This is a genomic window from Rhodococcus sp. T7, from assembly GCF_009872365.1.
Classification (GTDB): domain Bacteria; phylum Actinomycetota; class Actinomycetes; order Mycobacteriales; family Mycobacteriaceae; genus Rhodococcus_F.
Genome location: NZ_WXYH01000221.1, coordinates 37,236 through 63,689, shown reverse-complemented (window position 1 = coordinate 63,689; position 26,454 = coordinate 37,236). Strand labels below are relative to the sequence as shown.

Genomic DNA, 26,454 nt, shown 5'->3' with positions numbered 1-26,454 from the left:
CTCAGATGGCGAGGGACTGAACTGCGCTGACCAGCGCCATCAATTCGATGTCGCTGCCGGTGCATCCGCGGGACAGGTCGTTCCACGGCGCGGCCAATCCTTGGAGGATGGGCCCCAAGGCTATTGCACCGCCGAGCCGCTGGGCAATTTTGTACCCGATGTTACCGGCGTCGAGGTTCGGGAAGACCAGGACGTTCGCGCGACCGGCGACCCGCGACCCGGGCGCCTTGGACGCGCCGATCTCGGCGACAAGCGCGGCGTCGAACTGCAGGTCTCCGTCCACGTGCAACTGTGGGTCCCGGACGCGCACCCGTTCCGCGGCCTCGCGGACCTTCTCCACCCGCGGATGGCTGGCGCTGCCCTGGGTGCTGAACGACAGCATCGCCGCGATCGGGGTCTGCTCGGTGAGCTGGAAGTGGGTGGCGCTGGCGGCGAGCGCGATGTCGACCAGTTCCTCGACCGTCGGATCGGGGACGACGGCGCAGTCGGAGAACGTCAACTGCCTGCCGTCCGGCAGCAACATCAGGATCGCACTGGACAGGGTGTTCGAACCGGGTGCCAGCCCGACGATGCGCAGCCCCGCCCGCAAGACGTCGGACGTCGGCCTGCTCGCACCCGCAACACCGGCATCGACCACCCCGGCGCGCACTGCCGCCGCGGACAGGCACACCGGATCCGACAGCGCCGCCTCGATCCGGTCGGGATATTTCGCGAATCCCGATTCGACGGCGCCGCGGATCGCGGGATCGGCGGCGGCCTCGTCCAGGTCGACGACGAGTTCCTCGGCCAGCGGAATGCCCGCGGCCTCCGCGGTGCGCCGGATGACGTCCCGCCGCCCGAACAGGCGCGGGGCGACGACACATTTGTGGTGCAGATGGTGTGCCGCGCGGATCGCGCGTCCGTCTTCTCCGTCCGCGAGCGCGACGGTCCGGTTCCGGCCGCTCAGGGTGGCGGTCCAGTGGTCGATCAGCGATGAATCATTCAGTCGTGCAACGTCGGTGGGGGGTGCAGTGGTGACGCCCGGGGCCATGGCCTCGCTCTCCCGTCGATACGAAGAGGGGTGGCGGTCGTCGATCACGACGACCGCCACCCGCTGGAACTCGGGGAAGGTGCCCTTCCCTTACGGCTGGATTGCCTTCTCGATGTCGGTGAGCATGCTGTCGATGCCGTGCAGCAGTTCCGACAGCACCTCGTCGTCGGCGACGAGCGGCGGCGAGATCATCAGCATCGTGGCACCGCGGTCGTCGCCGCGGAGGATCACCTTGGTGCGGGCGAACGCCTCCGGCAGCACCTTGCGCAGCACCGTCAGCGACTCCTGCTCGGTGAACTCGCGGCCGCTGTCGCTGTCCGCCATCAGTTCGATCGCGTAGAAGAAGCCGGTGCCGCGGACGTCCTTCACGCAGCGGTGTGAGCGCATCAGCGAATCGAGTGCCGACTTCAGCTTCGGGCCGCGTGCGCTGACGTTGCCGAGGACGTTCTCGTCGCGCATCGCGGTGATGTTCGCGACCGCGACCGCCGTCGACACCGGGTGCCCGCCCCACGTGGCGCCGTGGGTGAACACGCCACCCTTGGGCGAGTCGTAGAGTTCGCGAACCAGTTGCTCACGCACGATCAGGCCGCCGAGCGGGGCGTATCCCGAGGTGGAGCCCTTCGCGAACGTGATCATGTCCGGAACCACACCGGTGAGTCCGTAGCCGAACCAGTGCCCGAGGCGGCCGAACGAGCAGATCACCTCGTCGGAGACCAGCAGAATCCCGTGCTTGTCGCACAGCGCGCGCAGTGCGGCCCAGTATCCGTCCGGCGGGACCAGGGCGCCGCGCCCGTTCTGCACCGGCTCGGCGAACACGGCGGCGATGGTCTCGGCGCCCTCTTCCTCGATGACGGCCTCGATCGCGGCGATGCAGTCGAGTTCGTTCGCCGGGCCGCAGTCGCCGAGGTAGCCGAGCGTGTTGGGTACGGAGCGGACCCCGGGCAGCAGCGGGCCGAACGGATCCTTGATCTTGGGCAGCTGCGTCACCGAGAGTGCGCCGAGAGTGGTTCCGTGATAGGCCATCTCGCGGCTGATGATCTTGGTTCGCTGCGGGTTGCCCTGGCTGCGGTGGTACTGCCGGGCGAACTTGACCGCCGTCTCCACGGCCTCGGAACCCGAGTTGACGAAGAACGTCGTCCCGAGGTCACCGGGTGCCAGGTCGGCGATCAGCGCGGACGCCTCGATCGCGGGAATGTGGGCGCTGCCCCAGTTGGACGCGTACGCCAGCGTCCCGATCTGCTCGCTCGCCGCCTTCGCGATGTCGTCGCGGCCGTGACCGATGTTCACACAGAACAGACCAGCCAGACCGTCGAGGAAACGGTCTCCCTCGGTGTCGATCAGATAGCTTCCCTCGCCGCGAACGAACACCGGGAAGTCGCTTTCCCAGGTGTCCTTGCGGGTGAAATGAGGTCCGAGGTGCCGGCGGGCCCGTGCTCGCAATTCGGTGACGTCCACGACCATCTCCTTCGTTGTCGAATGGCTGTGATCCACAACATACCGACGAGGCGGACCGCAGGTCAGAACCAGAAGAGCGGTATTCGATGGGTCCAGACTGGTCCCCGTAGACGGTCCCCAACTGGTCCTTCTGGTCCCATGCCAGAGTGATCCAGACTTCGGTATCGCTCGGGGACCACGGCATGTGGTCGGAGCGGAACAGCCCCAGCTAACGGAGGTCTCAGATGAGGATCGGTATCCCCAAGGAAGTCAAGAACCACGAGTACCGGGTGGCGGCCACTCCTGCCGGTGTCCACGAGATGGTTGCCCACGGGCACGACGTGTTCGTGGAACGCGGTGCGGGGGAGGGCTCGTCGATCGGCGACGACGCCTACGGCGCGGCCGGCGCGAAGATCCTCGACAGCGCCGACGCCGTGTGGCAGAGCGCGGAACTCCTGCTGAAGGTCAAGGAGCCCATCGCGGAGGAATACCACCGGATGCGTTCGGACCTCACGCTGTTCACCTACCTGCACCTCGCCGCCGGCGAGGAGTGCACCCGGGCCCTGCTCGCCGCCGGCACGAATTCGGTTGCGTACGAGACCGTTCAGCTTCCCGACGGCTCGCTGCCCCTGCTGTTCCCGATGAGTGAGGTCGCCGGCAGGCTCGCCCCCCTCGTCGGTGCGCAGGCACTCATGCGCCCGGAGGGTGGCCGGGGTGTGCTGATCGGCGGCGTGTCCGGGGTGTCCCCCGCGCGGGTCGTCGTGATCGGTGCCGGCGTATCGGGCATGAACGCCGTCGCCGTCGCCGCAGGCACCTGGGCCGACGTCGTCCTGTTCGACAAAAACGTCGACAAGCTGCGCGCCGCCGACCGCATGTACCAGGGCCGGATCCGCACCCTCGCCGCCAACGCCTACTCGATCGAGCAGGAGGTCATGCAGGCCGACCTCGTCATCGGTGCCGTGCTCGTCCCGGGCGCCAAGGCCCCGAAGATCATCTCGAACTCGCTGGTCTCACGGATGAAGCCGGGCAGCGTCCTCGTCGACATCGCGATCGACCAGGGTGGTTGCTTCGAGGACTCGCGTCCCACCACCCACGCGGACCCCACGTTCAAGGTCCACGACTCGGTGTTCTACTGCGTGGCGAACATGCCGGGAGCGGTGCCCCACACCTCCACGTACGCGCTCACCAACGTGACCCTGCCGTACACGCTGCAGATCGCGGAGAAGGGCCTGGCCCGCGCGGCCCGGGAGAACGCCGCGCTCCGCGCCGGAGTCAGCACGATCTCCGGGCGACTGACCAACGACGCCGTCGGTGCCGCACTCGGCATCGAGTCGATCGGCGTCGACGAAGCGCTCAACCTCGTTTGATTTCGCCGCCGGCCCGGCATACTGAGAAGTGCTCGTTCGGGAACTTCTCGGCGTGCCGGGTCGGCCTACACCTGGCCACTCTTGGATCCACAGGAGGCGATGCGTGCCGAGAACACTGATCGAGATCGACCGCAATTCCGCCGAACCGCTCTACCGGCAGGTTCGGCGGGCGATCGAACACGGCATCGCCAACGGACTGTTCGATCCACGCCACCGCCTCCCCAGTTCGCGTGAACTGGCGGTCGATCTCGCGATCTCCCGGAACACGATCAACCTGGCATATCAGGAACTGATCGCCGAGGGACTCGTTCAAAGCCACCAGCGTTCGGGCATGTTCGTCAATCCCGACATGATCGAGACGCTCGCATCCGACGCCCGCGCGACCATCCCGCGCATCGACTGGTCGTCCCGCATCCGGCGGTACCCCGACGCCGACGTTCCGCACATCGAGAAGAACCTCGACTGGCACAGCTACCCGTATCCGTTCCTGGCCGGGCAGATCGACATCCGCAGCTTCCCGGCCCGCGCGTGGGTCCGGTGCCTGCGTGACGCCCTGTACCAGCCGCATGCCTACGCCAGCCTGCAGGACAGCGTCGGCGCGGACGATCCGATGCTGATCGACATGATCCGCCAGCACCTGCTGCCGTCGCGCGGCATCGAGGCCGGTGCGGACGAGGTTCTCGTCACCGTCGGTTCCCAGCAGGGACTGGACCTCGTCGGCCGCGTACTCCTCGGACCCGAACACCGTGTCGCGATCGAGAACCCCGGTTACCTCGACGCGCGACACATCTTCCTGCGCACCGGCGCTCAGGTGTACGGCATCGACGTCGACGCGCACGGCCTGCGACCGCCGGAGACGCTGCGCGGCACGGACCTGATGTATCTGACCCCGAGCCATCACCATCCGACCAACGTGACGCTCGGCATCGACCGCAGGCAGCGTCTGCTGCAGCTCGCCGCGGAATCCGGCACCGTGATCGTCGAGGACGACTACGACAGCGAGTTCCGCTATCACGGCAGCCCCAGCCCGGCGCTCAAGGCGCTCGACTCCAGCGGCGACGCCGTGTACCTCGGCACGTTCTCGAAGTTCCTGGCCCCCGGTCTGCGCCTCGGCTACCTCGTCGGACCCGCAGATCTGGTGCGTGAACTGCGCAAAGCCCGCCGGTACGTGCTGCGGCACCCACCGGGTCATCAGCAGCGGGCCCTGGCGATGCTCATCGACAGCGGCGAGTATCACCGGGCGCTGCGCCATCACCGCACCCAGATGAAACACAAATGGGAACGCCTGTGCGCGGCCGTCGACAAGTACCTCCCCTGGCCGCAGGAGCCGTACCCGCCCGGTGGGGTCAGCCTGTGGATGACCGGTCCGGAGAATCTCGACTGCCGGGTCCTCGCACGAGAGGCAGAGGCCCGCGGCGTCCTCATCGAACGGGGCGACATCTTCTTCACCCAGCCCGTACCGCCCCGCAACCACTTTCGCATCGGCTACGGGGCGATCCCACTGCGCTCCATCGAGGAAGGCATCGCCCTCCTCGGTCAGGCCTGCGCGGCCACCATGCGGCGCTGAGGCTCGGTCCGCCGCGGTCCGCGCGCGACCGGTTCCCGCTCGGGACCTGGAGCGAGCAGTCGCCACACGAGGATCACGAGCGCATTCACGCCTGTCGAGACGACGCCGCTGTTGATCCCACCGAGGACCGAGGGACCCTGCAGGTACAGGACGATGGACAGCCCCACACCGACGATCATTCCGGTCGTGATCGCCGCGGCGGGTACGCGCCGCATGAACAGCACCACCAGGAATGCCGGGACCACCTGCGCCACCAGGCCGTAGAACAGGTTGAGAACGGTCAGCATGAGCGTCGAGGCGTACAGCGTGAGCAATGCGCCGAGAACGAGGAAAGCGGCCACGAAGACCGTGCTCCACCGTCGCTGGGCGTGTGGCCCGAGTCCGGAGAACAGGTTGCGCGACACCAGACCTCCGATTCCGAGTGCCGTCGCGGCGAGCACCAACAGACCGGACAGGGCCGCACCCGACGCCACGATTCCGACGAGCCAGTCCGGCAGCAGGCCGCGGGCGGTCACCATGAAGATCGTGTTCGGGTTGTCGACGCCCGGGTACTTCTGCACCGCGTAGAACGAGGCGAGAACCAGCAAGGGGTAGATGAGCATGTACAGCGGCATCCACACGGTCGATCCCTTCACCGCGCGCTCCGACTTCGCGGGCAGGATGTAGGACGCGCCCAGGCCGAGGTAGAACACGAGCGCCTGGAAGATGATGGTGGTCATCGTGAACGTCATCGCCGAGCCCTGGATGGTGCTGACGGCGGGGGTGATGTGGAGAGGAGCGGTCGCGGCCCCCGACCCGTGGGTGGCGAACAGCACCGCGATACCGACGGCCGCGACGGTGATGACCATCAGCGTGTCCTTGATGACGGACACGTACGCAGGCGAGCGGATACCTGACACCGCGACGTAAAGGAACGCGAGGACGCCGGCGATCACCACCGCCTGGACCGGGGTGAGACTGACCCCCAGTGACGACAGCACCACCTGCAGACCGATGAATTGGTACTGCCCCCAAGGCACGAGCCCGACGAGCAGTGTCAAGCACGTCACCAATTCCACAGTGCGGCTGGAGAAATGCCTGCCGAAGATGTCGGGGACGGTCATTGCGTCGTACCGTTTCGCGGCCCGCCACACCAGCGGTGCCAGGAAGTAGCCGAATACGTACGCAAGCAGGATGTACCCGATGAACCACACGCCGTAACTCGCGCCGTGGGCGTAGATGCCCGACGGGAATCCGAGCAGGGTGCCGATGCTGTACACCTCACCGACCGCGAGAAAGTACACCAACCAGGCGGGGAACGAGCGCCCGCCGACGAGGAATTCCGAGATGCCCCCGTCGCGGCGGCCGTACCCCGCGTATACGGCGACTCCCACCGAGATAGCGAGTACGACACAGAGGACGGCGATGATCATGCGGTTTTCTCCTCATCCGGGTAATGGCTGCGGTCGAAGAACCGCCAACTGACCCACAAGCACAGCGTGGTGAGCGGGAAACAGATGAAGGTCCAGAGGAATACGACGGGAAAGCCGAAGATCACTGCGTGAATTCGTCCGAAGGTGAAGACTCCGCCCAGTATCGCGACGGTCGGAACGACGAATCCGATGATCACGCTCGGCCAACTGCGAATCATCGGGCCGTCGCCGGTGCCGTGAGTTCCGGGCTCGCGTGGACGACGTTTCCGCCCACGACGGTCGCGTCCACGGTGAGCGCACGGATCGTCTCGGGGGCCACCGCCGTGACGTCCGCCGACAACACCGCAAGGTCGGCGAGCTTGCCCACCTCGAGGCTGCCTCGCGACGACTCCTCGCCGCCGAGGTACGCGGCGTCGATGGTGTAGGCGCGCAGTGCCGCGTCGACGTCGATGCTCTGCTCCCCGCCGAGCACGTCGCCGTTCCGGGTGATCCGGTTGACGGCACACCAGATCCCCTCGAGCGGGGGGACCGGGGTGACGGGTGTGTCCGAGTGCAGGCCGAACGTCAGGCCACGCGAGCGCGCCGAGGCCAACGGGCTGATGCGGCGCGCCCGTTCCGGGCCGAGGAAGCGGTCCCGGTGCCGGTCACCCCAGTAGTAGACATGTTTGACGAAGAATGAGGCCAGCACGTCGTTCGCGGCCATGCGGTCGAGTTGGTCCTCCCGCACGGTCTGGCAGTGTTCGATCCGGTGCCGTCGGCGCCGTCCGGGCGCCACCCCGAGCCGTTCGTACCCGTTGATAATCGCCTCGATGGCGGCGTCCCCGTTGCCGTGCACGGCGACCTGCCAGCCGGCAGCGTCCAGCGCGGCGATCCTGCGCCCGAGATCGTCGGGGTCCAGCAGCATCATGCCGTGCTCGTCCGGTGCGCATGTGTACCCCTCGGCCAGGCAGCCGGTGAGTCCTTGAATAGACCCGTCGGCGACGATCTTCACGCCCGTGAGACTGAAATTGTCGTCGTCGGCTGCCGGATCCGGCGCCTCCGGTGTGCCCTCGTCGAGGCCCGCCACGAGATCGTGGAAGAGGTAGCCGTGGACGCGGGTCGGGAGCCCACCGGACCGCGCGAGAGTGCGGTACGCATCGAGGCCCGCCCTGCCGCCGATCAATCCGATACCCGCATCGTGCACCGTCGTGACGCCGTGCCGCGCGTACTCCGCCCCTGCCAGCCGCAACGCTTGCACCGCCTCGTCGCTGCCGCGGCTCGGCACCATCGAATTGACCATGAACGCGGCCCCCTCCAGCAGCAGCCCGGTCGGCTGCCCCGAGGAGTCCCGCGCGATCCGTCCCCCCGGCGGATCCGGCGTCGTGTCATCGATTCCCGCGATCCGCAGCGCTGCCGAGTTCGCCACACAGAAGTGACCCGACACGTGGGTCAGCAGCACCGGGTTGTCCGGTGACACGGGGTCGAGGTCGGTGCGAGTCGGATGCCGGTTGTCGGAGAGGAGAGAGTCGTCGTAGCGATAGCCGCGGATCCATGCGCCTGCTTCTTCGTCCGCCACTGCCTGCTCGAGCCGGTGCACGATGTCGGCGATGCAGTCGTTCGGCGGCGAACCCGCGTCAACCTGCGCGGCCAGCGTCATCCCGAAGAACTCCGGATGGTTGTGCGACTCGACGAACCCGGGGATGGCGGTGCGACCACCGAGATCGAGGACCCGGGTGTCGGGGCCGATCCACTCGGCCACCGCGCGATCGGAATCGACCGCGACGATGCGGCCGCCGCGTGCCGCGAGCCCTCCCGCCCGGCGACCCAGACCGTCCATCGTCAGGACCGTTCCGTTCAGAACGACGAAATCGGCCGATCGCGTGTTGTCCGCGTTTCTGGGAAAGTCCACCACAGTGCCTGCCTTTCGTTACCGCGTCGAAGTAGTTCGAGCACTACCTTGCGCGCACTGTGACGCGGGCAACAGGACCAGAAGACGACCGCCGGACGGTACCAGCGCAGCCCGAAAGCAGCTCTACCGCAACGCCACCTGCACGAGGACGGCGGCGCCGAGGAAGCCGAGCAACCACAGCACCCGCTGGCGGACCTGGTGGGCGGTGGTGCGGTCGAACATCCATTTCCCCGCGGCGGCGCCGAGCATGCAGAGTGGTGCGAACAGGGCGATCTGCGCGAGCACGGGCACTGTGAGGAGTCCGCCTGCGGCCGAGCCCGCTGCGCCGAAGGCGTCGATGACGAGGAAGAACACGACGAGTGAGGCGCGTCCGGCGGCCACGTGGGTGGACGCGGAGAAGTACATGAGGACGGCGGGCGGGCCGCCGAGGGCGAAGCCGCCGTTGAGGAGTCCGGACGCCATTCCCGTCGCGGCGGTGACGCCGGGGCCCGGCAGCGACTGCCGGTCGGGGACGGCGGCCATGGCGACGGCGGATCCGATGATGGCGACACCGAGCAGTACGCGCACCAGGTCGCCGGACAGTTGCGTGAGCGCCCACATGCCGAGCGGCATTCCGATCAGGGTGCCTGCGAACAACCAGCGCAACGACTTCCAGTGCACCTGTCGCCACACCTGGGGCAGCATCGCGGCGCTGGCGACGACCTCGAGGACGAACACGGTGGGAATCACGGAGGTGGGCGGGAGCAGGACGACGAGTCCGGCGACCCACACCATCGCGCCACCGAAACCCCCGAAGCCGCGGACGACGCCACCGGCCACCACGATGCCGAGGGCGAAGAGGAGCGCGGGCAGCGACAGATCCCACACCGTTGCCGCCATACCCTGTTGCACCGCTTCCGTTTCGTCGTCGTCTCCGTCAGAAGTGTGGGGGTCGCGGCGGCGAAGCGACAGATCCAGACGGCGTCGAATCGTCGGTACCAGGAACGCACGGGACGTGGCCTCCGGCGTGATCGCCGGAGGCCACGTGCTGGCAGCAGTTGGATTTACACGTAATCCTTGTACTTGTCGAGCAGGCGCACGGGCTTGGCGAGGGCGTCGCGGCGGAAGGGGTCGCCGAGTTCGCGGGTGCACATGATCTCGATGACCGTGGTCTTGCCCTCGTTCATCTGCGCGGCGACCGCGCGCTGCAGCGCGGGACCGACCTCTTCGAGTTTGTCGACGACGATGCCCTCGGCACCCATCGCCTGCGCGATTCCGGCGAAGGATTCGCTCTCGAGTTCACCGGCGACGAAGCGGCGGTTGTAGAAGTCGACCTGGTTCTTCTTCTCCGCGCCCCATTGCCGGTTGTGGAACACCACGGCCGTGACGGGGATGTCGTGCCGGACGGCCGTCATGACCTCGCCGAGGCTCATGCCCCAGGCGCCGTCACCGGCGTAGGCGATGGCGGGCCGTTCCGGTGCCGCGGCCTTCGCGCCGATGACGGTCGGCAGTGCGTAACCGCAGTTGCCGAAGCTCATCGGGGCGAGGAAGCTGCGCGGCTTCTCGAAGCGGAGGTAGCTGTTGGCGACGGAGTTGATGTTGCCGATGTCGGTGGAGACCATCACGTCCTCCGGCATCGCCTTCTCCAGCTCACGCAGCACCTGACGCGGGTGCAGCCAGTTGCCTTCCTCGCCTTCCTGTTCGGCGATCATGTCGAGGCTGAACGGGTCGCGCTCGTGCGTCCACTCGTCGAGTTCCTTCTCCCACGCCGCCTTCTCGGCGTCGATCTTCTCGGCGCGCTCCTCGCGGTTGGCATCACACGCGAGGGCCTTGCCCTCGAGCCGCTCGGTGAGCGCGACGGCCGCGGCCTTCGCGTCGCCGCAGATTCCGACGGACACCTTCTTGACCAGGCCGAGCATCTTGTGGTCGGCGTCGATCTGGATGATCTTGGCGTTCTTCGGCCAGTAGTCCATGCCGTGCTGCGGGAGGGTGCCGAAGGGGCCGAGGCGGGTGCCGAGGGCGAGTACGACGTCGGCCTGGCTGATCAGCTTCATCGCGGCCTTCGAGCCCTGGTAGCCGAGCGGTCCGGTCCACAGCGGGTGGCTGGCGGGGAACGAGTCGTTGTGCAGGTAGCTGTTGACGACGGGGGCGCCGAGTCGCTCGGCGAGTGCCTTGCATTCGTCGACACCGTCGGCCATCACGACGCCGCCGCCGGAGACGATGACCGGGAACTTGGCCTGCGCCAGCAGTTCCGCCGCCTCGTTCAGGCTCTTCTCGCCGCCGGGGCCACGATCGAGGCGGGTGGGCTGCGGGATCTCCGTCTCGATTTCGCCGTAGAAGAAGTCGCGGGGAATGTTGAGCTGCGTCGGACCCATCTCGGACATCGCGCGGTCGAAGCAGCGGCCGGTGAACTCGGCCATGCGCTTGGGATTGTTGACGTGGCCCTGGTACTTCGTGAACTCCTGGAACATCGGCAACTGGTTGGCTTCCTGGAAGCCGCCCAGGCCCGTTCCCATGGTGCCGGCCTCGGGGGTGACGATGACGACGGGGCTGTGCGCCCAGAATGCGGCGGCGATCGCCGTGACGCAGTTGCTGATGCCCGGGCCGTTCTGCCCGATGACCATGCCGTGACGTCCGCTGACCCGGGCGTATCCGTCGGCCATGTGTCCGGCGCCCTGCTCGTGCACGACGGGGACGAGCCGGATGCCTGCGGGAGCGAAGATGTCCATCGCGTCCATGAAGGCCGATCCCATGATGCCGAACATGTCGGTCACGCCGTTCGCGACCATCGTTTCGACGAACGCCTCCGACGGTGTCATCTTCTGTACGCCGGAAACAGCGGTGCGATCGGCACCGTTCTTCTTCTTGGTCATGTGTGATCCTCCTTCAGGGGCGCGCCGGAACCGGCCGAGAATGTCAAAAATCGGAACGTTTCGTTCGTGATTTTGTGATCTGCAGTGACAGTAGGCCACGTCACACGCTTCGTCAATGAATGTTCCTAAAAACGGAACCGGATGTATGATTTTTCGATACACGATGCGAATGCGTCGCCGTTCTGCCTAGGAGGAACCGTGGGTGAGATTCACCGGATCGACGAGTCGAACGGACACCCGACGACGGAGCTACCCGGAGACACGCCGACGCTCCGTCTGTTCGCGCTGCTCGAGATGATCGCGTCCAAGGACCAGCTCTTCACGTTGCAGGGACTCGTCGAGGAGACGGGCATGGCCAAGCCGACCCTGCACCGCATGCTGCAGCAACTCGAGGGCGCCGGACTCCTCACCCGGCAGAACAACGGCAGGCACTACGGCACCGGTGTGCGCCTGCGGCGCTTCGCCGAGAACCTGCTGCTCAACGACACCCACCACGGCGCGCGGCACGCCATCCTCCGCAACCTCGTCGCGGAACTCGGCGAGAGCTGCAACGTGACCACCCTGTCGGGTAGTGAGGTGGTGTACCTCGACCGTGTGGAAACCTCCGAGCCCCTTCGGTTTACACTCCATGCGGGGTCGCGGGTGCCCGCGCACTGCTCGGCGAGCGGCAAGATGATCCTGTCGCAGCTCAGCCCCGCCCAGCGCCGGCGACTCCTCGGGCGCATGCCGCTCGAGCGGTACACCAACAAGACGGTCACCGACATCGAACTCATCGAAACCGAACTCAAACAGGTCCGCCGCGACGGTTTCGCCATCGACGACGAGGAGTTCCTGCCCGGTCTCGTGTGCGCGGCGGTGCTCGTTCCCTGTGCCACAGGTAATTCCAATCTCTGCATCGCAGTCCAGGCCCCGGTCATGCGACTCACCCCCGACAAGGCGCTCAAGCTGCTTCCCGCGTTGCGGCGGGCGGCCGACGCCATCGGTGAGATCGAGAACGAGGTCCTGGACGACGGAACGGCAGAAATGAACTGAAGGAGGGCGCATGCCCGAAATGACCACTGCGGCACCCAGCCACGTGCTCTCGGCGCGTGAGCTGTTCGGACTCGACACCGACCTGACGGTGCGTGCCTTCCGCGAACCGGTCGACCACGTCCCCGACGTCGACCCCGCGTACCGGTTCGATCACGCGGTGACCACCGCCCTGCTCGCCGGGTTCGACCGCAACCGCCGGGTGATGGTGCAGGGACTGCACGGCACCGGTAAGTCCACGCACATCGAGCAGGTCGCGGCGCGGCTCAACTGGCCGTGTGTGCGCGTCAACCTCGACGGCCACCTCAGCCGGCTGGACCTGATCGGCAGGGACGCGGTCGTGCTGCGAGACGGCAAGCAGGTCACCGAATTCCAGGAAGGCATCCTGCCGTGGGCGCTGCAGCGCCCCGTCGCCCTCATCCTCGACGAGTACGACGCCGGCCGCCCCGACGTCATGTTCGTCATCCAGCGCCTCCTCGAGCGCGACGGCAAACTCACCCTGCTCGACCAGAACCGGGTGCTGACTCCGCATCCGGCGTTCCGGTTGTTCGCCACCGCCAACACGGTCGGCCTGGGCAACCTGAACGGGATGTATCACGGTGCGCAGCGGCTCAATCACGCGCAGATCGACCGCTGGAACATCGTCGCGACGCTCGATCATCTCCCCGCGGAACAGGAGATCGAGATCGTGTCCGCGCGGGTGCCGTCCGTGGGACGGTCGCTGATCGCGTCGATGGTGGCCGTGGCGAACTTGACCCGCAACGGTTTCCGGCTCGGTGACCTGTCGACGCTGATGTCGCCGCGCACGGTGATCACCTGGGCCGAGAACATCGAGATCTTCCACGACCCGGCACTGGCGTTCCGGTTGTCGTTCGTCAACAAGTGCGACGAGGCCGAGCGGCCGGTCGTCGCCGAGTACTTCCAGCGATGCTTCGACGAGGAACCCGAGTGGTCGGCGATGCTCGCGGCGAGCACGGCCTGAGCGGGCGGTCATGGCAGAACTGCCCGTGTGCCCCGAGTCGGTCCGTCGTCGGCAGGAGGTTCGTGAACTCTGCGCCACCAGCATCCGTGCCCTCGCCGGTGAGGGTGAGTTGCATTTTCGCGGAACGGAACTCCATCGCGGACATCGGCGGGTGCCGATGCCCGCCCCGCACCTGCATCCGTCGTTCGGCCGCGCCGACGTCGCCTCCTTCCGCGGCGCGGGCGACGGCATGGCGTTGCGACTGCTGCATACCGAGCTCGCCCTGCACCGCAGCCTGTGCCCGGAGGACACGCCGAGTCGGCTGATCTTCGAGACCCTCGAACAGTTCCGCGTCGAATCGCTGGCCGCCGGCGAGTGGGACGGGGTGCGCGCGAATCTGGCCCACCGATTCTCGCGGTGGTCGCAGGAGTTCGTGGCGTCCGGGCTGACGGAGACCGTGCACGGCATGCTGCTGTTCACGGTGATACAGATGTGCCGGGCGCGGACCACCGCCGAGCCGATACCGGAGACCACGCAGGACCTGATCGAATCGACCCGGTTCGGCCTGGCCTCCGCTCTCGGTGACCAGCTTCCGCTGCTGCGCCGAACCCGGCGCTCGCAATCGGATTTCGCGGTGCATGCACTGGCGATCGCCGACGTGATCGGCCGTCGATTGGAGCAGGCCGCGGACGGGGACGAGCCGGGCGGCGCAACGCGCGACGACCGGGCCGCGACCTTCTCCCTGCTCTTCGACTTCGAGCCGGACGAGAGCGACTCGTTCGCGACGGCCGTCTCGGGGCACAGCCGCGCGCTGGGTGACGGCGGCGACGGGTACCGCGTGTTCACCCGCGCCTACGACGAGACCCGGCAGATCACGTCCCTCGTCCGGCCCGAACTGCTCCGCGACTTCCGACTGCGCCTCGACCGCGGCATCGAGAACAATCGTCTCAACGTCCGAAAGCTCGGACGGCAGCTGAAGACCCTGCTGTCCGAGCCCGCCCGCGACGGCTGGGAGGGCGGCCGGGACGAGGGCTACATCGACGGTCGCCGGCTCGCGCAGCTCGTCACCTCGCCCACCGAACGCAGACTCTTCCGCGCCGAACGCACCGAACCGCGGAACGACACCACGGTGACGTTCCTCATCGATTGCTCCGGTTCGATGAAGAAGTTCAGCGAACCGGTCGCAGTCCTGGTCGACGTGTTCGCGCGGGCGCTGGAACTGGCCGACGCCCGGTGCGAGATCCTCGGCTTCACCACCACCGCGTGGAACGGCGGCCGGGCCCGGAAAGACTGGCTCCGGTCCGGTCGTCCGGACGATCCGGGACGTCTCAACGAGGTCCGGCAGCTGGTGTTCAAGGACGCCGAGACCACCTGGCGCCGCGCGCGCCCCGCCATCGCGGGATTGCTGAAGGACGACCTGTTCAAGGAGGGCGTCGACGGTGAGGCCGTCGACTGGGCGTGCTCCCGGATGCGCGACCGCGGCCCGGGCAGGAGGCTGCTGTTCGTGATCTCGGACGGCAGCCCACTGGACGGCGCCACCGCGCTGGCCAACGACGAGTTCTACCTGGACCACCACCTCCAGGTCGTGGTCGAACGGCACGAGGACGAACGCGCGGTCGAGGTGTACGGCCTGGGCGTCGGGCTGGATCTGAGCCCGTACTACGACCGTTGCCGGACGCTCGATCTGACGCACGGAACCAACAGCGACGTCATCGCCGACGTGCTGTCGATGATCGCCCACTGACAGGTGCGCCTGTGAATGGCTCGACTGCGAAGGAGTCACCCCCATGACCGAACCCCGGGTATCGCTGGTCACCCTGGACATTGCCGGCACGAGCGTCGACGAGGGCGGCGCCGTGTACGTGGCGTTGCGCGACACAGTCGAGAACTACCTCGGCGGACCGATTCCGGACGACCGTTTCGACCGCTGGAAGGGCACGGGCAAGCGGCAGGCCATCGAGGGACTGCTGCGTGAGAGCGGAGTACCGGCCGACACGGCCGTTCTCGACTCCGTCGAATCCGAGTTCACGGCAATGCTTCTCGCGGTGTACCGGAAGAGACCGCCCACCGCACTGCCGGGAGTCCACGACGCCTTCGGCGCCCTGCAGCAGCGCGGCATCAAGATCGTTCTCCAGACCGGATACTCACGCGAAATCGCGCAGCCTCTGCTCGAGCAGGTCGGCTGGGAGATCGGACGGGACATCGACGGCGTGATCACCAGCGACCAGGTACGGATGAGCAGGCCGTCGCCGTATCTCATCTTCCGTGCGATGGAACTGGCCGGCGTGCAGAGTGTGGACGAGGTCCTGGTCGGCGGTGACACTCCCAACGATCTGCGGGCAGGCACGAACGCCGGGGCGCGGTACGTGGTCGGTGTGCTGACCGGCGCCCACGACGCCGCGACGCTGCGCCCCGAGCCCCACACGCACATTCTGGAGAGCGCCGCGAAGATCCCCGAACTGCTGGGCTGATCGACGAGGCGGGCCGGTCCTGTTCTGCAGGACCGGCCCGCGACCCGTCAGTCCCGGTAACTCGGCGCCGGCGGACCCGCCGTCGGCCCCAGCAAGCCCAGCCACTGGTCGTACAGGCGATTCCACGTTCCGTCGTCGCGCATCCGTTCCAGGGTTCCGTTGACGAAGCGGACCAGAGCGTCGTTGTCCTTGTTCGCGACGACGCCGTACGGCTCCAGTTCCAGATTCGGGCCGACGATTTCGAGGTTCGGATCCTGCGCGGCGAGCCCGGCGAGGATGGAGTTGTCGGTGGTCGCGGCGTCGGCCTGGCCCAGTTGCAGCGTGGTCAGGCAATCGTCCCAGTCGGGGACGGCGACAATCGTGGCTTCGGGTGCCACCCGCTGGATCGTGGCGAGCGAGGTGGTGTCGATGAAGGTGCACACCCGCTTGCCGGCCAGGTCCGCGGGAGAAGTGATGCCGGATCCCTCCGGCACGAGCAGACGCTGGAACGCCTCGAAGTACACGGACGAGAATCCGACCCGGGCGGCGCGCTCGCACGTGATGGAGGTGGCGTGAACCACCAGGTCCACGTCGTTTCGCTCCAGTGCGTCGAAGCGGCCGGCCGACGTGAGCAGACGGAATTCCACTTTGTCCGGGTCGCCGAAGAGGTCGCGGGCGATCTCCCGCGCCAGGTCCACGTCGAACCCCGACAGCGTGCCGGTCGACGGGTTCCGGAAGCTGAACAGGTTCGTGTTCTGGTCGGTTCCGACGATCAGCCGTCCCCGCGCGACGATCGCGGCCAGCGCCGACCCCGGCGGCGCCGTGTCCGGCCGCAAGCCGGGGTCGGGCTTCAGACTCGACAGTGCGCCGCAGGAAGAGGGATCCGGTGGGGGCGGTGGAACGACAGCCGTGGGCGGCAGGATCTCGGCACCGTCCGGGAGCGAATATTGCGAGTAGTCGCCGGCGAGGGGCGGGGGGAGCGCCGAGGGGGCCGCGCACGCCCCACCCACCACGCACAGGGACACTGCCGCGACGAGCACCGCCCGGCACCGCAGGTGCGGGCCGGCCGGGGTTCGTCTCCACGATCTCGTCATCGGCTGCTGCGCGTTCGATCAGGTCACCGCATGATGGTTCACGACTGCCTCCGGTGGTGGCGGTGGGAATTCGGCTCCTGCTGCGCCGCCGCGGCCAGTTCGATGTCCGAGCCGCCGAGCGTCTCCACGGACTCGATGCGCTTCTCGGCCTGCGAGACGGACTCGTCCGCCGAACCGACCGGGGGAGCGGCGGACAGTGATTCGTCGTCGACGCCCGCCTTGCCGAGCCACCTGCGCACCTCGTAGCTGATCAGGATGGCGATCAACGTCAGACCGCTCATGAGGAACTGCGAGCGGGTGCTCGGGAGGAAGGCCATCGCGAGGATGACCGTGGCCATCAGCGCGATGGTGGCGTAGCTCAGCCAGGGGAACAACCACATCCGGAGTTGCAGTGCCGCGGGATCTTCGCGCTCGAGGCGCCGGCGGAGCACCACCTGGGAGACGGCGATCAGCAGGTACACGAACAGCGCGACGGCGCCGTAGGAGTTGACGAGGAAGTTGAACACGACGTCGCCCCACACGTACGTGCAGGCGACGGAGATGTAGCCGATGGTCGTGCCGAGCAGAATCGCGCGACGGGGCACACCGTTGCGGGAGAGCTTGGTGAAGAACTTGGGTGCATCGCCGTTCCGGGTGAGCGCGAACAGCATTCGTGACGTGGTGTACAGCGCTGAGTTCAGGCAGGAGAGTACCGCGGTGAGGACGATGAAGTTCATGATCGTGGCGACGCCGGGAATTCCGAGCACCTCGAGCACCGACGCGTACGGGCTCACTCCGACGCTCTCGGTGTCCCACGGCTGGATGGTGACGACCACGAGAATCGACCCGACGTAGAACGTCACGATCCGCACCACGATCGACCGCATGGCCCGGGCGACAGCACGTTTCGGTTCTTCCGACTCGGCGGCGGCGATCGTCACGATCTCGGCCCCGGTGTAGAAGGCGACGCAGGGGACGACCGCGGCGAGCACCGCACCCCAGCCCAGCGGGGTGAATCCGCCGTGACTGACGAGGTTGCCGAGCCCCGGCGTCGAATCGGGCCACAGCCCGGTGATCCAGAGGGCGCCCATCCCGAGGAACAGGACGATCGCAACCACCTTGATCGAGGAGAACCAGTATTCGAACTCGCCGTAGGAGCGGGCGGACACCATGTTGGTGGCCGTCAGCAGCAGCATCAGCCCCAGGCTCAGCATCCACAGCGGCACCATCGGGATCCACAGTTGCAGGATCCGGCCGCCGGCGATGGCCTCGACCGCAACGACGATGACGAAGAAATACCAGTACATCCACCCCGTCGCGAACCCGGCCCGGCGCCCCAGCGCCTGGCGGGCGTAGACGTAGAACGATCCGACCACCGGCCTGGCCACCGCCATCTCCGCCAGCATCCGCATGATCAGCAGCGTGATGATGCCCGCGAGGAGGAAGGAGATGATCGCGGCGGGTCCCGCACCGCCGATGACGACGCCGCTGCCCACGAACAGGCCGGCACCGATCACGCCACCGAGCGCGATCAGGTTCATGTGCCGGCGTTTCAGGCCTTTTCCGAGACCGGAACTGTCGGTGTGTTCGGGAACGGTACTGTCCACATTTCCTCCAGAGGGCGTTGACCGAGCGCGCCGGCTGCCTGCGGCCGTCCGTCGTCGGACGGTGGTGCAGGGGCGGGCACCGAGCAAGTGTGATCCACATCACTTCTTTGGTGGGTCACCTCACCTTACGACTCGGATACAGCGCCCGCCCAGAGCCAGATCCGAGGGCGGGAGGGGAACCAGCATCCGGAGCCCGGCCATCGCGCAGCGCAGCGCATAACGCCCTTCCCGGCGGGTACTACTTCGGTACCGATCCTCGTCGCCGCGGGAGGCGCCATGACCACCGACAACCAGGGCGACCGAACCGACGTCGACAAGGCGTTGCTCGGACACTCGACGTACCGCAGCCTCGGTGAGCAGCAACTCTCGCCCGCGGAGGAGCGATTCGAGAAGGGCCGCCGCACGATCGGGCTCTTTCTCGCGCCACTGCTCACCATCGGATTCCTCGCGCTGCCCCTCGACATTCCGCCGAACCAGCAGACACTGGCAGGCGTCCTGCTCGGCGTCATCGTGCTGTGGGTTTCCGAGGCGGTGCCGATCCCGATCGGCGGCCTGCTCGGTGTGGCCGTCGTGGTGTTTCTGGGGGTGGCGCCTGCCGACGAGGTCCTCTCGGCGTTCGGGTCGTCGACGATCTTCACGTTCATCGGCGCGTTCATCCTCGCTCAGGCGATGCTCGAGCACGGCGTGGCGCGGCGGTTCGCGTTCCGGATCCTGACGCTACCGAAGGTCGGCCAGTCCACCACCGGGGTCATCGTCGCGTTCGGCGTCATCACGTGCGGGCTCTCGGCGTTCGTGTCCAATACCGCCACGGTGGCCATGCTGCTGCCCACGGCCCTCGGCATCCTCGGCGTCATCGCCAAGTTGATGCAGCACCGCGGCGTGGTCGCACCGGACTTCGACCCGTTACGGCTCCGCGTCGGCGCCGCGATCATGCTGATGCTCGCGTACGGCGCGAGCGTGGGCGGCCTGCTGACGCCGGTCGGGAGCCCGCCGAACCTGATCGGGCGCGGGCTCATCGAGGAGGCCACCGGGGAGCGGATCACGTTCGGGCAGTGGATGGTCATGGCCGTCCCGATCTGCCTGGTGATGTTCATTGCGCTCGCCTTCATCCTGCTGCGCCTCAACAAACCGGAGATCCGGCGCATCGAAGGCGTCTCCGACTACCTGGCGGAGCAGCGCGCGGAAATGGGCCCCCTGTCGCGGGCCGAGAAGAACACGCTCATCGCGTTCGGGGTCACGGTGACGCTGTGGATCCTGCCCGGCGTCGTCGCCGTGTTCGCAGGCAACGACTCCGACCTCTACGCGACGATCAGCGACCGACTCGACGAAGGCATGGTGGCGGTGTTCGGAGCGGCGCTGCTGTTCCTGCTGCCGACCGACTGGGAGCAACGCGAGTTCACCCTGCGCTGGCGGGACGCGGCGCAGATCGACTGGGGCACGATCGTCCTGTTCGGCACCGGCATCATCTTCGGGTCGCTGCTCGCCGACACCGGTCTCGCCGAGACGATCGGCACCTCCGTCGCGGATTCGCTGGGCCTGACGAGCGTCGTCGCCATCACGATCTTCGCCGTGCTCCTGGCCATCGCCGTGTCGGAGACGACGAGCAACACGGCGTCCGCGGCGGTCGTGGTGCCGATCGTGATTCCGGTGGCGATCGCGGCCGGGGTCAACCCGTTCGTCCCGGCCCTCGCGGCCACGTTCGCCGCGTCGTTCGGCTTCATGCTGCCGGTGTCGACGCCGCAGAACGCCGTGGTCTACGGCTCCGGCGCGGTACGGATCACCACGATGATCCGAAGCGGTATCACGTTCGACATCATCGGCGGAATCCTGATCATCGTCCTGCTGCCCCTGATGGTCGCCGTGGTCGGTCTCGGCGCCGGCTGACGCACGGACGCGGTCGCAAATGCCGCTGCGGTGGACGCGATCTGAGAGACTGGCCGCGGAACGATCGCGAGAGTACGAGGGGGCAGCGGGAGTATGCGGGGGATCTTCGGACGAGCGGCCCTGGCCGTCGGTATCGGCGTCGCCGTCACGGTGGGGGCAGCACCGCTCGCCGCCGCGCAGCCGGCGCCGGGCGACGAACTCGACTGGGGGCCCTGCCCGGCCGAATACGAACTCGACCCGGCGTCCGAGCAGTGCGGGTCGGTCACCGTGCCCCGCAACTATGCGGATCCGGCCGCCGGCACCATCGACGTCCTCGTCACCCGCCACCGCGCCGAGGATCCCGGCGCGCGGCGGGGTGTGCTGTTCACCAATCCCGGTGGGCCGGGCGGCGACGCGATCGGCTCGAACAGCATGTTCGTCGATGTCCTGCCCGACGCGGTCCGCGCACAGTGGGACGTGATCGGTGTGCAACCGCGCGGGCTCCCGTACGCCGGCGCCGTCGACTGCACCCTGTCCCCCGAGCAGACCACGGCGATGGGCCTCGGTTTCGGCGGCGCCGCAACGCGTGCCGCGTGCGAGTCCGCCGCGCCGGACACCACGGCGCACCTGACGACCGAGAACACCGCGCGGGACTGGGAGCAGGTCCGGGCCGCACTCGGCGAGGACGTCATCGACATCTACGGCCTGTCCTACGGCACCATCCTCGGATCCACCTACGCGACGCTGTTCCCGCAGCACACCGGCCGGATGGTCCTCGATTCCGCGGTCGACCAGAAGTGGCTGTGGAACGACGTGCTGTGGCAGCAGAACGACGGCTACAAGGAACGCTTCTACGACCTCATGGACTGGGTCGCCGCCCACGACGACACGTACGGGCTCGGCGACACCCCGCTGAAGTTCTACCAGCGGTGGTCGGACCGGATCGTCGAGGAGGCGGGCGCCGACGCCTACCGCGGCGGGGTCGATCTGACCGGACCGGCCCGGGTCCAGTTCGAGGCCTTCATCCGGGGCATCGCAAATCCGTCGCACACCCAGACGTCGTCCAGCATTTACGTGATGACACGGCAACTGCTTCCCGCCCGGAACAACTGGCCGCTCCTGGCCCGGGTGGTCCGCGACGGACCCGGCGCGATCCCCGAGGGTGCCGGGCTGAACGACCTGACGGAGCAGGAGTACGCGCGACTGCTCCAGTCCCAGACGATGCAGACGCTCGTGCTGTGCAACGAGAACGCCGTCGCGGCCCGGCCGGACCGCATCCCCGGGTGGCTGTTCTCCACGTTCGTGACCGGCGACCTCGTCGACCTCATCGGGTACGGCTACAGCTCCGGAACGTTCTGCGCCGGTGCGCCGCCCGTCGTCACACCACCCGCGTTGAGCAACCGGGGGCTGGCGACGGCGCCGCTCGTCCTGCAGGGCCTGCGCGACCCGCAGACCCCGTATCAGGGCGGAGTTCGGCTCGCCCACGACATGGGGGCGAACCTCGTCACCGTCGGGGGCGGAGATCACGGCGCCGGAATCCAGGGCGGCAACGCCGTCGTCGACCGGGCCGTCACCGAATACCTCGAGACCGGGCACACGAACGTCACGGAGGCACCCGAGGCGCCGATCACCGCACCTCTGTGAACCCGGCCTGAGCCACCGCACCACCATCAAACCTCACAATCTGGACCTCAGAGGCGCTCCGGAACTGGCACTGTGCTCCCCACCGCACCCTCCATACAGTGTTGTGCATCACATCAACAGTTCAGTTCACGGTGGACCGTCTCCCCTTTCTCCGCCGGCACTGTTCTCCGTTCCAACCGCCGGTGATCCGACCCGGATCGCGATGGCGACCTGACGTTCCCGGTCAGCGCACAGTGGAGGAAAACGTGACTGCAACACCACCCCCGGCCCAATCCCAGGACTCCGACCAAGAAACCGGCCAGGACTCCGGGCTCGGAAAGGGCCTGAAGAAACGGCACATGAACCTCATCGCCCTGGGCGGCGTGATCGGTGCCGGATTGTTCGTCGGCAGCGGTGTCGTCATCGAGAGCGCGGGGCCGGCGGCGATCGTGTCGTTTCTCATCGCAGGGGTCATCACGCTTCTGATCATGCGGATGCTGGCGGAGATGGCCGTGGCCAGGCCGGTGGTCGGATCGTTCTACGTGTACGCGAGGGAAGCGCTCGGCAATCGCGCCGGATTCTCCGTCGGCTGGATGTACTGGTACTTCTTCGTCATCGTGGTCGCCGTCGAGGCCATCGCCGGCGGTCGAATACTCCAGCTCTACTTACCGTCCGCGCCGCTGTGGACCCTCAGCCTCGGTCTTCTCGTACTCCTGACCTGCACCAATCTCGTATCGGCACGGTCGTTCGGCGAGTTCGAGTACTGGTTCTCGTCGATCAAGGTGATCGCGATCGTCCTCTTCCTCGGCCTGGGTGCGCTGTGGATCACCGGAATGTGGCCGGACTCGACCCCCGGAGTGGCGAACCTCGTCGATCACGGCGGATTCGCGCCGCTCGGCTGGGGCGCGGTGCTCGCCGCGGTCGTTCCCTGCGTCGCCTTCTTCACCGGCGCCGAGATCGTGACCATCGCGGCCGCCGAGTCCGCGGAACCCAAGAAGGCCGTCGCCCGGGCGATGCGCTCCATCGTTGTTCGGATCATCACCTTCTACGTCGGATCCATCTTCGTGGTCGTCGCCGTGGTGCCGTGGAGCGCCGAAGCCGTCGGGGTCAGCCCCTACGCGGCGGCCCTGTCCGCCCTGCACATCCCCGGGGTGGCCACGATCATGAACGTCGTCATCCTCACCGCGGTGCTGTCCTGCCTGAACTCCGCCCTGTACACGTCGTCGCGGATGCTGTTCGCCCTCACCCGCAACGGCGATGCCCCGCACATGTTCACCCGACTGTCGGGCGGCGGCGTGCCCCGGCGCGCCATCCTCGCCGGGACGGTGATCGGATACGCCTCGGTGATCGCGGCGTTCGTCTCCCCGGATCTCGTGTTCTCGTTCCTGGTCAACTCGTACGGCGCCGTGGCGCTCTTCGTCTACCTCATGATCGCGATCTCCCAGGTCGCACTCCGCCGGAAGCTGGAGGCGCAGGATCCCGGGGCGCTCAGCCTGAAGATGTGGCTGTTCCCCTGGCTCAGCTACGCGACCATCGCGCTGATGGGTACCGTGATCGCGGCGATGGCCGTGCTCCCCACCACCCGTTCGCAGTTCTGGCTGAGTGTGGTGACGCTGGCCTTCATCCTGATCGGCTACGAGTTCCGCCGGCGCAGCCGCACCAGCGCGGAACGCCTCGACACCGTCACCCCGCCCGCGGAACCGGCCGACACGGGTGCGGAAGCGGAACAACTCGTCGGAGTCGTGACGCGCGAGCAACACTGACACACTGCTTCACCGAAGAGGGGCAGGGACCGCACCGGCCGTCCCTGCCCCTCTTTTGTGCCCCCGATGCCACATCGGCTTTTTCCGGCACGACCCGCCGCGAATCGGGGCACACTTGCAGAAGACCTCGGCGGAGGAGGACACCGTGTTCCACCGCGGAGACGACGTCGTCACCGAAGAACACTCGCTCGACGAGTCGCTGCTCGTCGAGCCCGACTCCCGGCGCCGGCCGTGGCGGGAATTCCTCGTCTCGACGCCGGGACGGCTGTCGGTGCTGGGAATCGCGCTCGTGGTCGCGGCGCTGGCGACCGGGGCGGTCACGTCGGCAGCGATCGGCGCCCGGCAACAACGCATCGACACCCTGCGGACGCACACCGAACCCCTCACCTACGCGGCCGAGCGGCTCTACAGTTCGCTGTCCATCGCCGACGCCGCGGCCGCCACGTCGTTCATCTCGGGCGGCGTCGAGCCGATCGCCGTCCGCAACCGGTACAACCAGGCGATCGGGGACGCGTCGAATGCGCTGGTCACCGCGTCGAACGGGGTCGACTCGACCGACGCCGCCGCCCTCGGCCAGCTGTCCGAGGTGTCCCGGAACCTTGCCGCGTACACCACGCTGGTCGCGACGGCCCGCGCCAACAATCGATCGGGCAACCCGGTCGGCGTCGCCTACCTCAGCGACGCCTCCTCGATGATGCAGGACACGATCCTGCCCGCCGCCGAGCGTCTGTACTCGGAGCAGTCGAGAGCCGTCGCCGACACCCAGGTCCTCACCGGACGGCTCCCCAGAGTCGCGTTCGCCGCCACCGTCGCCCTGCTCGTCGCGCTCCTCCTGGCGCAGGTATACCTGGCACGCAAGAGCAAACGCCGCATCAACCCCGGACTGGTCGTCGCGTCCCTGCTCGCCGCGACCCTCCTGATCTGGCTGGCCGGCGCCGCCCTGGTCTCCACCGCGGCCACGGACCGCGCGAGAACCGAAGGGGCGCAACCACTCGCGACGATCACCCAGGCGCGGATCCTCGCCCAGCAGGCCCGGGCGGACGAGACCCTCGCGCTGCTGCAGCGTGGCTCCGACGAACAGTCCGAGATCGACTACGCCCGCCGCTCCGCCGCGCTGGCCGACGTCCTCGCGGACCTGCAGGGCGGTTCGCACGGACCGGGCGCCACGCAGCCGATCGACGAGGCGGTGACGGCGCTCGGCGGCTGGCGGCACGCGCACGAGATGCTGGAGCAGCGACTGGAGGTGGGGGACTACCCGGGCGCGACGGCCGTCGCGATCGGCCCGGCGGACTCCGCGTCGCCCGCGACGTTCGCGGCGCTCGACGAGGCGTTGCAGCACGGGATCGACAGCTTCCGCGGCGAGGAAGTCGACGGCATGACCGAGTCCTTTCGCTCGTTGTCGCTGCTCGCGGTCGGTAGCATGGTGATCGGCGTACTCTGCGGGTTCGCCGTCGGTGGGGGGATCTGGCCCAGACTGAACGAGTACCACTGATGACGCGGGTGAGGCGACCGAGACGACGGACGTGCCCGCGCGCCCTCCTGCTCTCCGCTGCCGTGGCCACCCTTCTCGCGGCCGGGTGCGCCGCCCCGCAACCCCTCACTCCCATCGCCAGCGGTGACTACTCCGACCAGCCTCTGACGAACGGGCTTCAGGTCCATCCGCCGACCGGCGACGTGCCCGCGGAGCCACCCGCACCCGACTCCTGCGGCGCGCTGGCGAGTCTCCGCCCGGTCACCGCGCCGGACCTGCGGGCGCCGGGAAGCGCGCTGGCCGAGATCACCGCGCGCGGCAGGCTCGTCGTCGGGATCGACCAGAACACCAACCTGTTCAGTTTCCGGGACCCGACCACCGGCGCGCTGATGGGATTCGACGTCGACGTCGCGGGGGAGATGGCGCGGGACCTGTTCGGCGACCCGTCCAGGGTCGAGTTCCGGCTGCTCACGTCCGGCGACCGTTTCGACGCCCTCGAGAAGAAGGCCGTGGATCTCGTGGTCAAGAGCACGACGATCACGTGTGAACGGTCCGAACGCGTCGCCTTCTCCACCGTGTACTTCCAGGCGTACCAGCGACTACTGGTGCCGAAGGTCTCCGGTATCACCGGCGCGGAGGATCTGGCGGGCAAGCGCGTCTGCACCGTCGCCGACACCACCTCACTGGACACCGTTCGCCGGGTGCAGCCGGCGGCCACGATCGTGACGGTGCCCGACTGGGACGACTGCCTCGTGGCGCTCCAGCAGCGTCGGGCCGACGCCGCGAGCACCGACGACTCCATCCTGGCCGGGCTCGCCGAGCAGGATCCGAATCTGGAGATCGTCGGCCCGCCGCTGCAGTCGGAGCCGTACGGCATCGGGGTCAACAAGGGCAACGAGGATCTGGTGCGCTTCGTGAACGGGACGCTGGATCGGATGCGCGGAGACGGGACGTGGATGAGGCTCTACGACAGCTGGCTGACGGTGCTCGGACCCGTCACGGGACCGCCGACCGCCACCTACCGGGACTGAGGTGTCACCGAACGTGAGCGACGAGACCAGGCG

20 protein-coding genes are annotated in these 26,454 nt (G+C 67.8%); 11 read left to right on the top strand and 9 right to left on the bottom strand.

Annotated elements, in window-relative coordinates; all coding sequences use genetic code 11:
• Window position 1 precedes the first annotated feature (1 nt).
• Both MLGJGCBP_RS20610 and MLGJGCBP_RS20605 read right to left on the bottom strand, forming a co-directional pair.
• A complete protein-coding gene (locus MLGJGCBP_RS20610) occupies window positions 2-1,090 on the bottom strand; it encodes a phosphotransacetylase (protein WP_236581224.1) in 1,089 nt (362 codons plus the stop codon).
• A gap of 30 nt (window positions 1,091-1,120) precedes the next feature.
• The gene (locus MLGJGCBP_RS20605; RefSeq protein WP_087558658.1) at window positions 1,121-2,491 is read right to left on the bottom strand and encodes an aspartate aminotransferase family protein; all 1,371 of its coding nucleotides are present in this window, start codon (window positions 2,489-2,491) and stop codon (window positions 1,121-1,123) included.
• Between the two features lie 218 nt (window positions 2,492-2,709).
• Here MLGJGCBP_RS20605 and ald point away from each other — a divergent pair, with 218 nt between their 5' ends.
• Together ald and pdxR are read left to right on the top strand one after the other, a co-directional pair.
• On the top strand, window positions 2,710-3,831 hold the full coding sequence (ald, locus tag MLGJGCBP_RS20600; RefSeq protein ID WP_124394876.1) for an alanine dehydrogenase: 1,122 nt from the start codon (window positions 2,710-2,712) through the stop codon (window positions 3,829-3,831).
• A 103-nt stretch (window positions 3,832-3,934) separates the two neighbouring features.
• Entirely contained in the window at window positions 3,935-5,398 is a 1,464-nt protein-coding gene (gene pdxR, locus MLGJGCBP_RS20595) for a MocR-like pyridoxine biosynthesis transcription factor PdxR (RefSeq protein WP_160097796.1), read from the top strand.
• On the opposite strand, the gene MLGJGCBP_RS20590 is transcribed toward pdxR, so the two are convergent.
• The 5 genes from MLGJGCBP_RS20590 to xsc form a co-directional block, all read right to left on the bottom strand.
• The gene (locus MLGJGCBP_RS20590; RefSeq protein ID WP_160097795.1) at window positions 5,368-6,810 is read right to left on the bottom strand and encodes a sodium:solute symporter family protein; all 1,443 of its coding nucleotides are present in this window, start codon (window positions 6,808-6,810) and stop codon (window positions 5,368-5,370) included. The genes pdxR and MLGJGCBP_RS20590 overlap by 31 nt on opposite strands.
• On the bottom strand, window positions 6,807-7,028 hold the full coding sequence (locus MLGJGCBP_RS20585; protein ID WP_160097794.1) for a DUF3311 domain-containing protein: 222 nt from the start codon (window positions 7,026-7,028) through the stop codon (window positions 6,807-6,809). The genes MLGJGCBP_RS20590 and MLGJGCBP_RS20585 overlap by 4 nt, the downstream gene beginning before the upstream one ends.
• The gene (locus MLGJGCBP_RS20580) at window positions 7,025-8,698 is read right to left on the bottom strand and encodes an amidohydrolase (RefSeq protein ID WP_236581223.1); all 1,674 of its coding nucleotides are present in this window, start codon (window positions 8,696-8,698) and stop codon (window positions 7,025-7,027) included. Before MLGJGCBP_RS20580 ends, MLGJGCBP_RS20585 begins: the two co-directional genes overlap by 4 nt.
• A gap of 123 nt (window positions 8,699-8,821) precedes the next feature.
• On the bottom strand, window positions 8,822-9,577 hold the full coding sequence (locus MLGJGCBP_RS20575; protein ID WP_160097792.1) for a sulfite exporter TauE/SafE family protein: 756 nt from the start codon (window positions 9,575-9,577) through the stop codon (window positions 8,822-8,824).
• 164 nt (window positions 9,578-9,741) lie between these two features.
• Complete coding sequence (gene xsc, locus MLGJGCBP_RS20570) at window positions 9,742-11,550, bottom strand: sulfoacetaldehyde acetyltransferase (RefSeq protein ID WP_160097791.1); 1,809 nt, start codon at window positions 11,548-11,550, stop codon at window positions 9,742-9,744.
• Window positions 11,551-11,748: 198 nt separating this feature from the next.
• On the opposite strand from xsc, the gene MLGJGCBP_RS20565 reads away from it, so the two are divergent.
• Genes MLGJGCBP_RS20565 through MLGJGCBP_RS20550 form a run of 4 tightly spaced genes read left to right on the top strand, consistent with a single transcriptional unit; the run spans window position 11,749 to window position 16,011 of the window.
• The gene (locus MLGJGCBP_RS20565; RefSeq protein ID WP_160097790.1) at window positions 11,749-12,582 is read left to right on the top strand and encodes an IclR family transcriptional regulator; all 834 of its coding nucleotides are present in this window, start codon (window positions 11,749-11,751) and stop codon (window positions 12,580-12,582) included.
• Window positions 12,583-12,592: 10 nt separating this feature from the next.
• On the top strand, window positions 12,593-13,561 hold the full coding sequence (locus tag MLGJGCBP_RS20560) for an AAA family ATPase (protein ID WP_087558646.1): 969 nt from the start codon (window positions 12,593-12,595) through the stop codon (window positions 13,559-13,561).
• Window positions 13,562-13,571: 10 nt separating this feature from the next.
• Window positions 13,572-15,284, top strand: a complete 1,713-nt coding sequence (locus tag MLGJGCBP_RS20555) for a cobaltochelatase CobT-related protein (RefSeq protein WP_160097789.1) — start codon at window positions 13,572-13,574, stop codon at window positions 15,282-15,284.
• Window positions 15,285-15,327: 43 nt separating this feature from the next.
• Window positions 15,328-16,011 carry a phosphonatase-like hydrolase gene (locus tag MLGJGCBP_RS20550; RefSeq protein ID WP_160097788.1) on the top strand — a complete coding sequence of 228 codons (684 nt, stop codon included), beginning with the start codon at window positions 15,328-15,330 and terminating at the stop codon, window positions 16,009-16,011.
• A 47-nt stretch (window positions 16,012-16,058) separates the two neighbouring features.
• Here MLGJGCBP_RS20550 and MLGJGCBP_RS20545 read toward each other — a convergent pair whose 3' ends face one another.
• Both MLGJGCBP_RS20545 and MLGJGCBP_RS20540 read right to left on the bottom strand, forming a co-directional pair.
• Complete coding sequence (locus tag MLGJGCBP_RS20545) at window positions 16,059-17,084, bottom strand: glutamate ABC transporter substrate-binding protein (RefSeq protein WP_160097787.1); 1,026 nt, start codon at window positions 17,082-17,084, stop codon at window positions 16,059-16,061.
• 38 nt (window positions 17,085-17,122) lie between these two features.
• Window positions 17,123-18,670, bottom strand: coding sequence for an amino acid permease (locus MLGJGCBP_RS20540; protein ID WP_160097786.1), 1,548 nt, complete (start codon window positions 18,668-18,670; stop codon window positions 17,123-17,125).
• A gap of 276 nt (window positions 18,671-18,946) precedes the next feature.
• Here MLGJGCBP_RS20540 and MLGJGCBP_RS20535 point away from each other — a divergent pair, with 276 nt between their 5' ends.
• The 5 genes from MLGJGCBP_RS20535 to MLGJGCBP_RS20515 all read left to right on the top strand — a co-directional run bounded on the left by MLGJGCBP_RS20535 (window position 18,947) and on the right by MLGJGCBP_RS20515 (window position 26,421).
• Window positions 18,947-20,554 carry an SLC13 family permease gene (locus tag MLGJGCBP_RS20535; RefSeq protein ID WP_160097785.1) on the top strand — a complete coding sequence of 536 codons (1,608 nt, stop codon included), beginning with the start codon at window positions 18,947-18,949 and terminating at the stop codon, window positions 20,552-20,554.
• 93 nt (window positions 20,555-20,647) lie between these two features.
• The gene (locus MLGJGCBP_RS20530; RefSeq protein ID WP_236581222.1) at window positions 20,648-22,177 is read left to right on the top strand and encodes an alpha/beta fold hydrolase; all 1,530 of its coding nucleotides are present in this window, start codon (window positions 20,648-20,650) and stop codon (window positions 22,175-22,177) included.
• A 338-nt stretch (window positions 22,178-22,515) separates the two neighbouring features.
• Complete coding sequence (locus MLGJGCBP_RS20525) at window positions 22,516-23,919, top strand: amino acid permease (protein ID WP_236581236.1); 1,404 nt, start codon at window positions 22,516-22,518, stop codon at window positions 23,917-23,919.
• Between the two features lie 145 nt (window positions 23,920-24,064).
• Window positions 24,065-25,411, top strand: coding sequence for a hypothetical protein (locus MLGJGCBP_RS20520; protein WP_160097783.1), 1,347 nt, complete (start codon window positions 24,065-24,067; stop codon window positions 25,409-25,411).
• A complete protein-coding gene (locus MLGJGCBP_RS20515; RefSeq protein WP_160097782.1) occupies window positions 25,411-26,421 on the top strand; it encodes a glutamate ABC transporter substrate-binding protein in 1,011 nt (336 codons plus the stop codon). The genes MLGJGCBP_RS20520 and MLGJGCBP_RS20515 overlap by 1 nt, the downstream gene beginning before the upstream one ends.
• Window positions 26,422-26,454 lie beyond the last annotated feature (33 nt).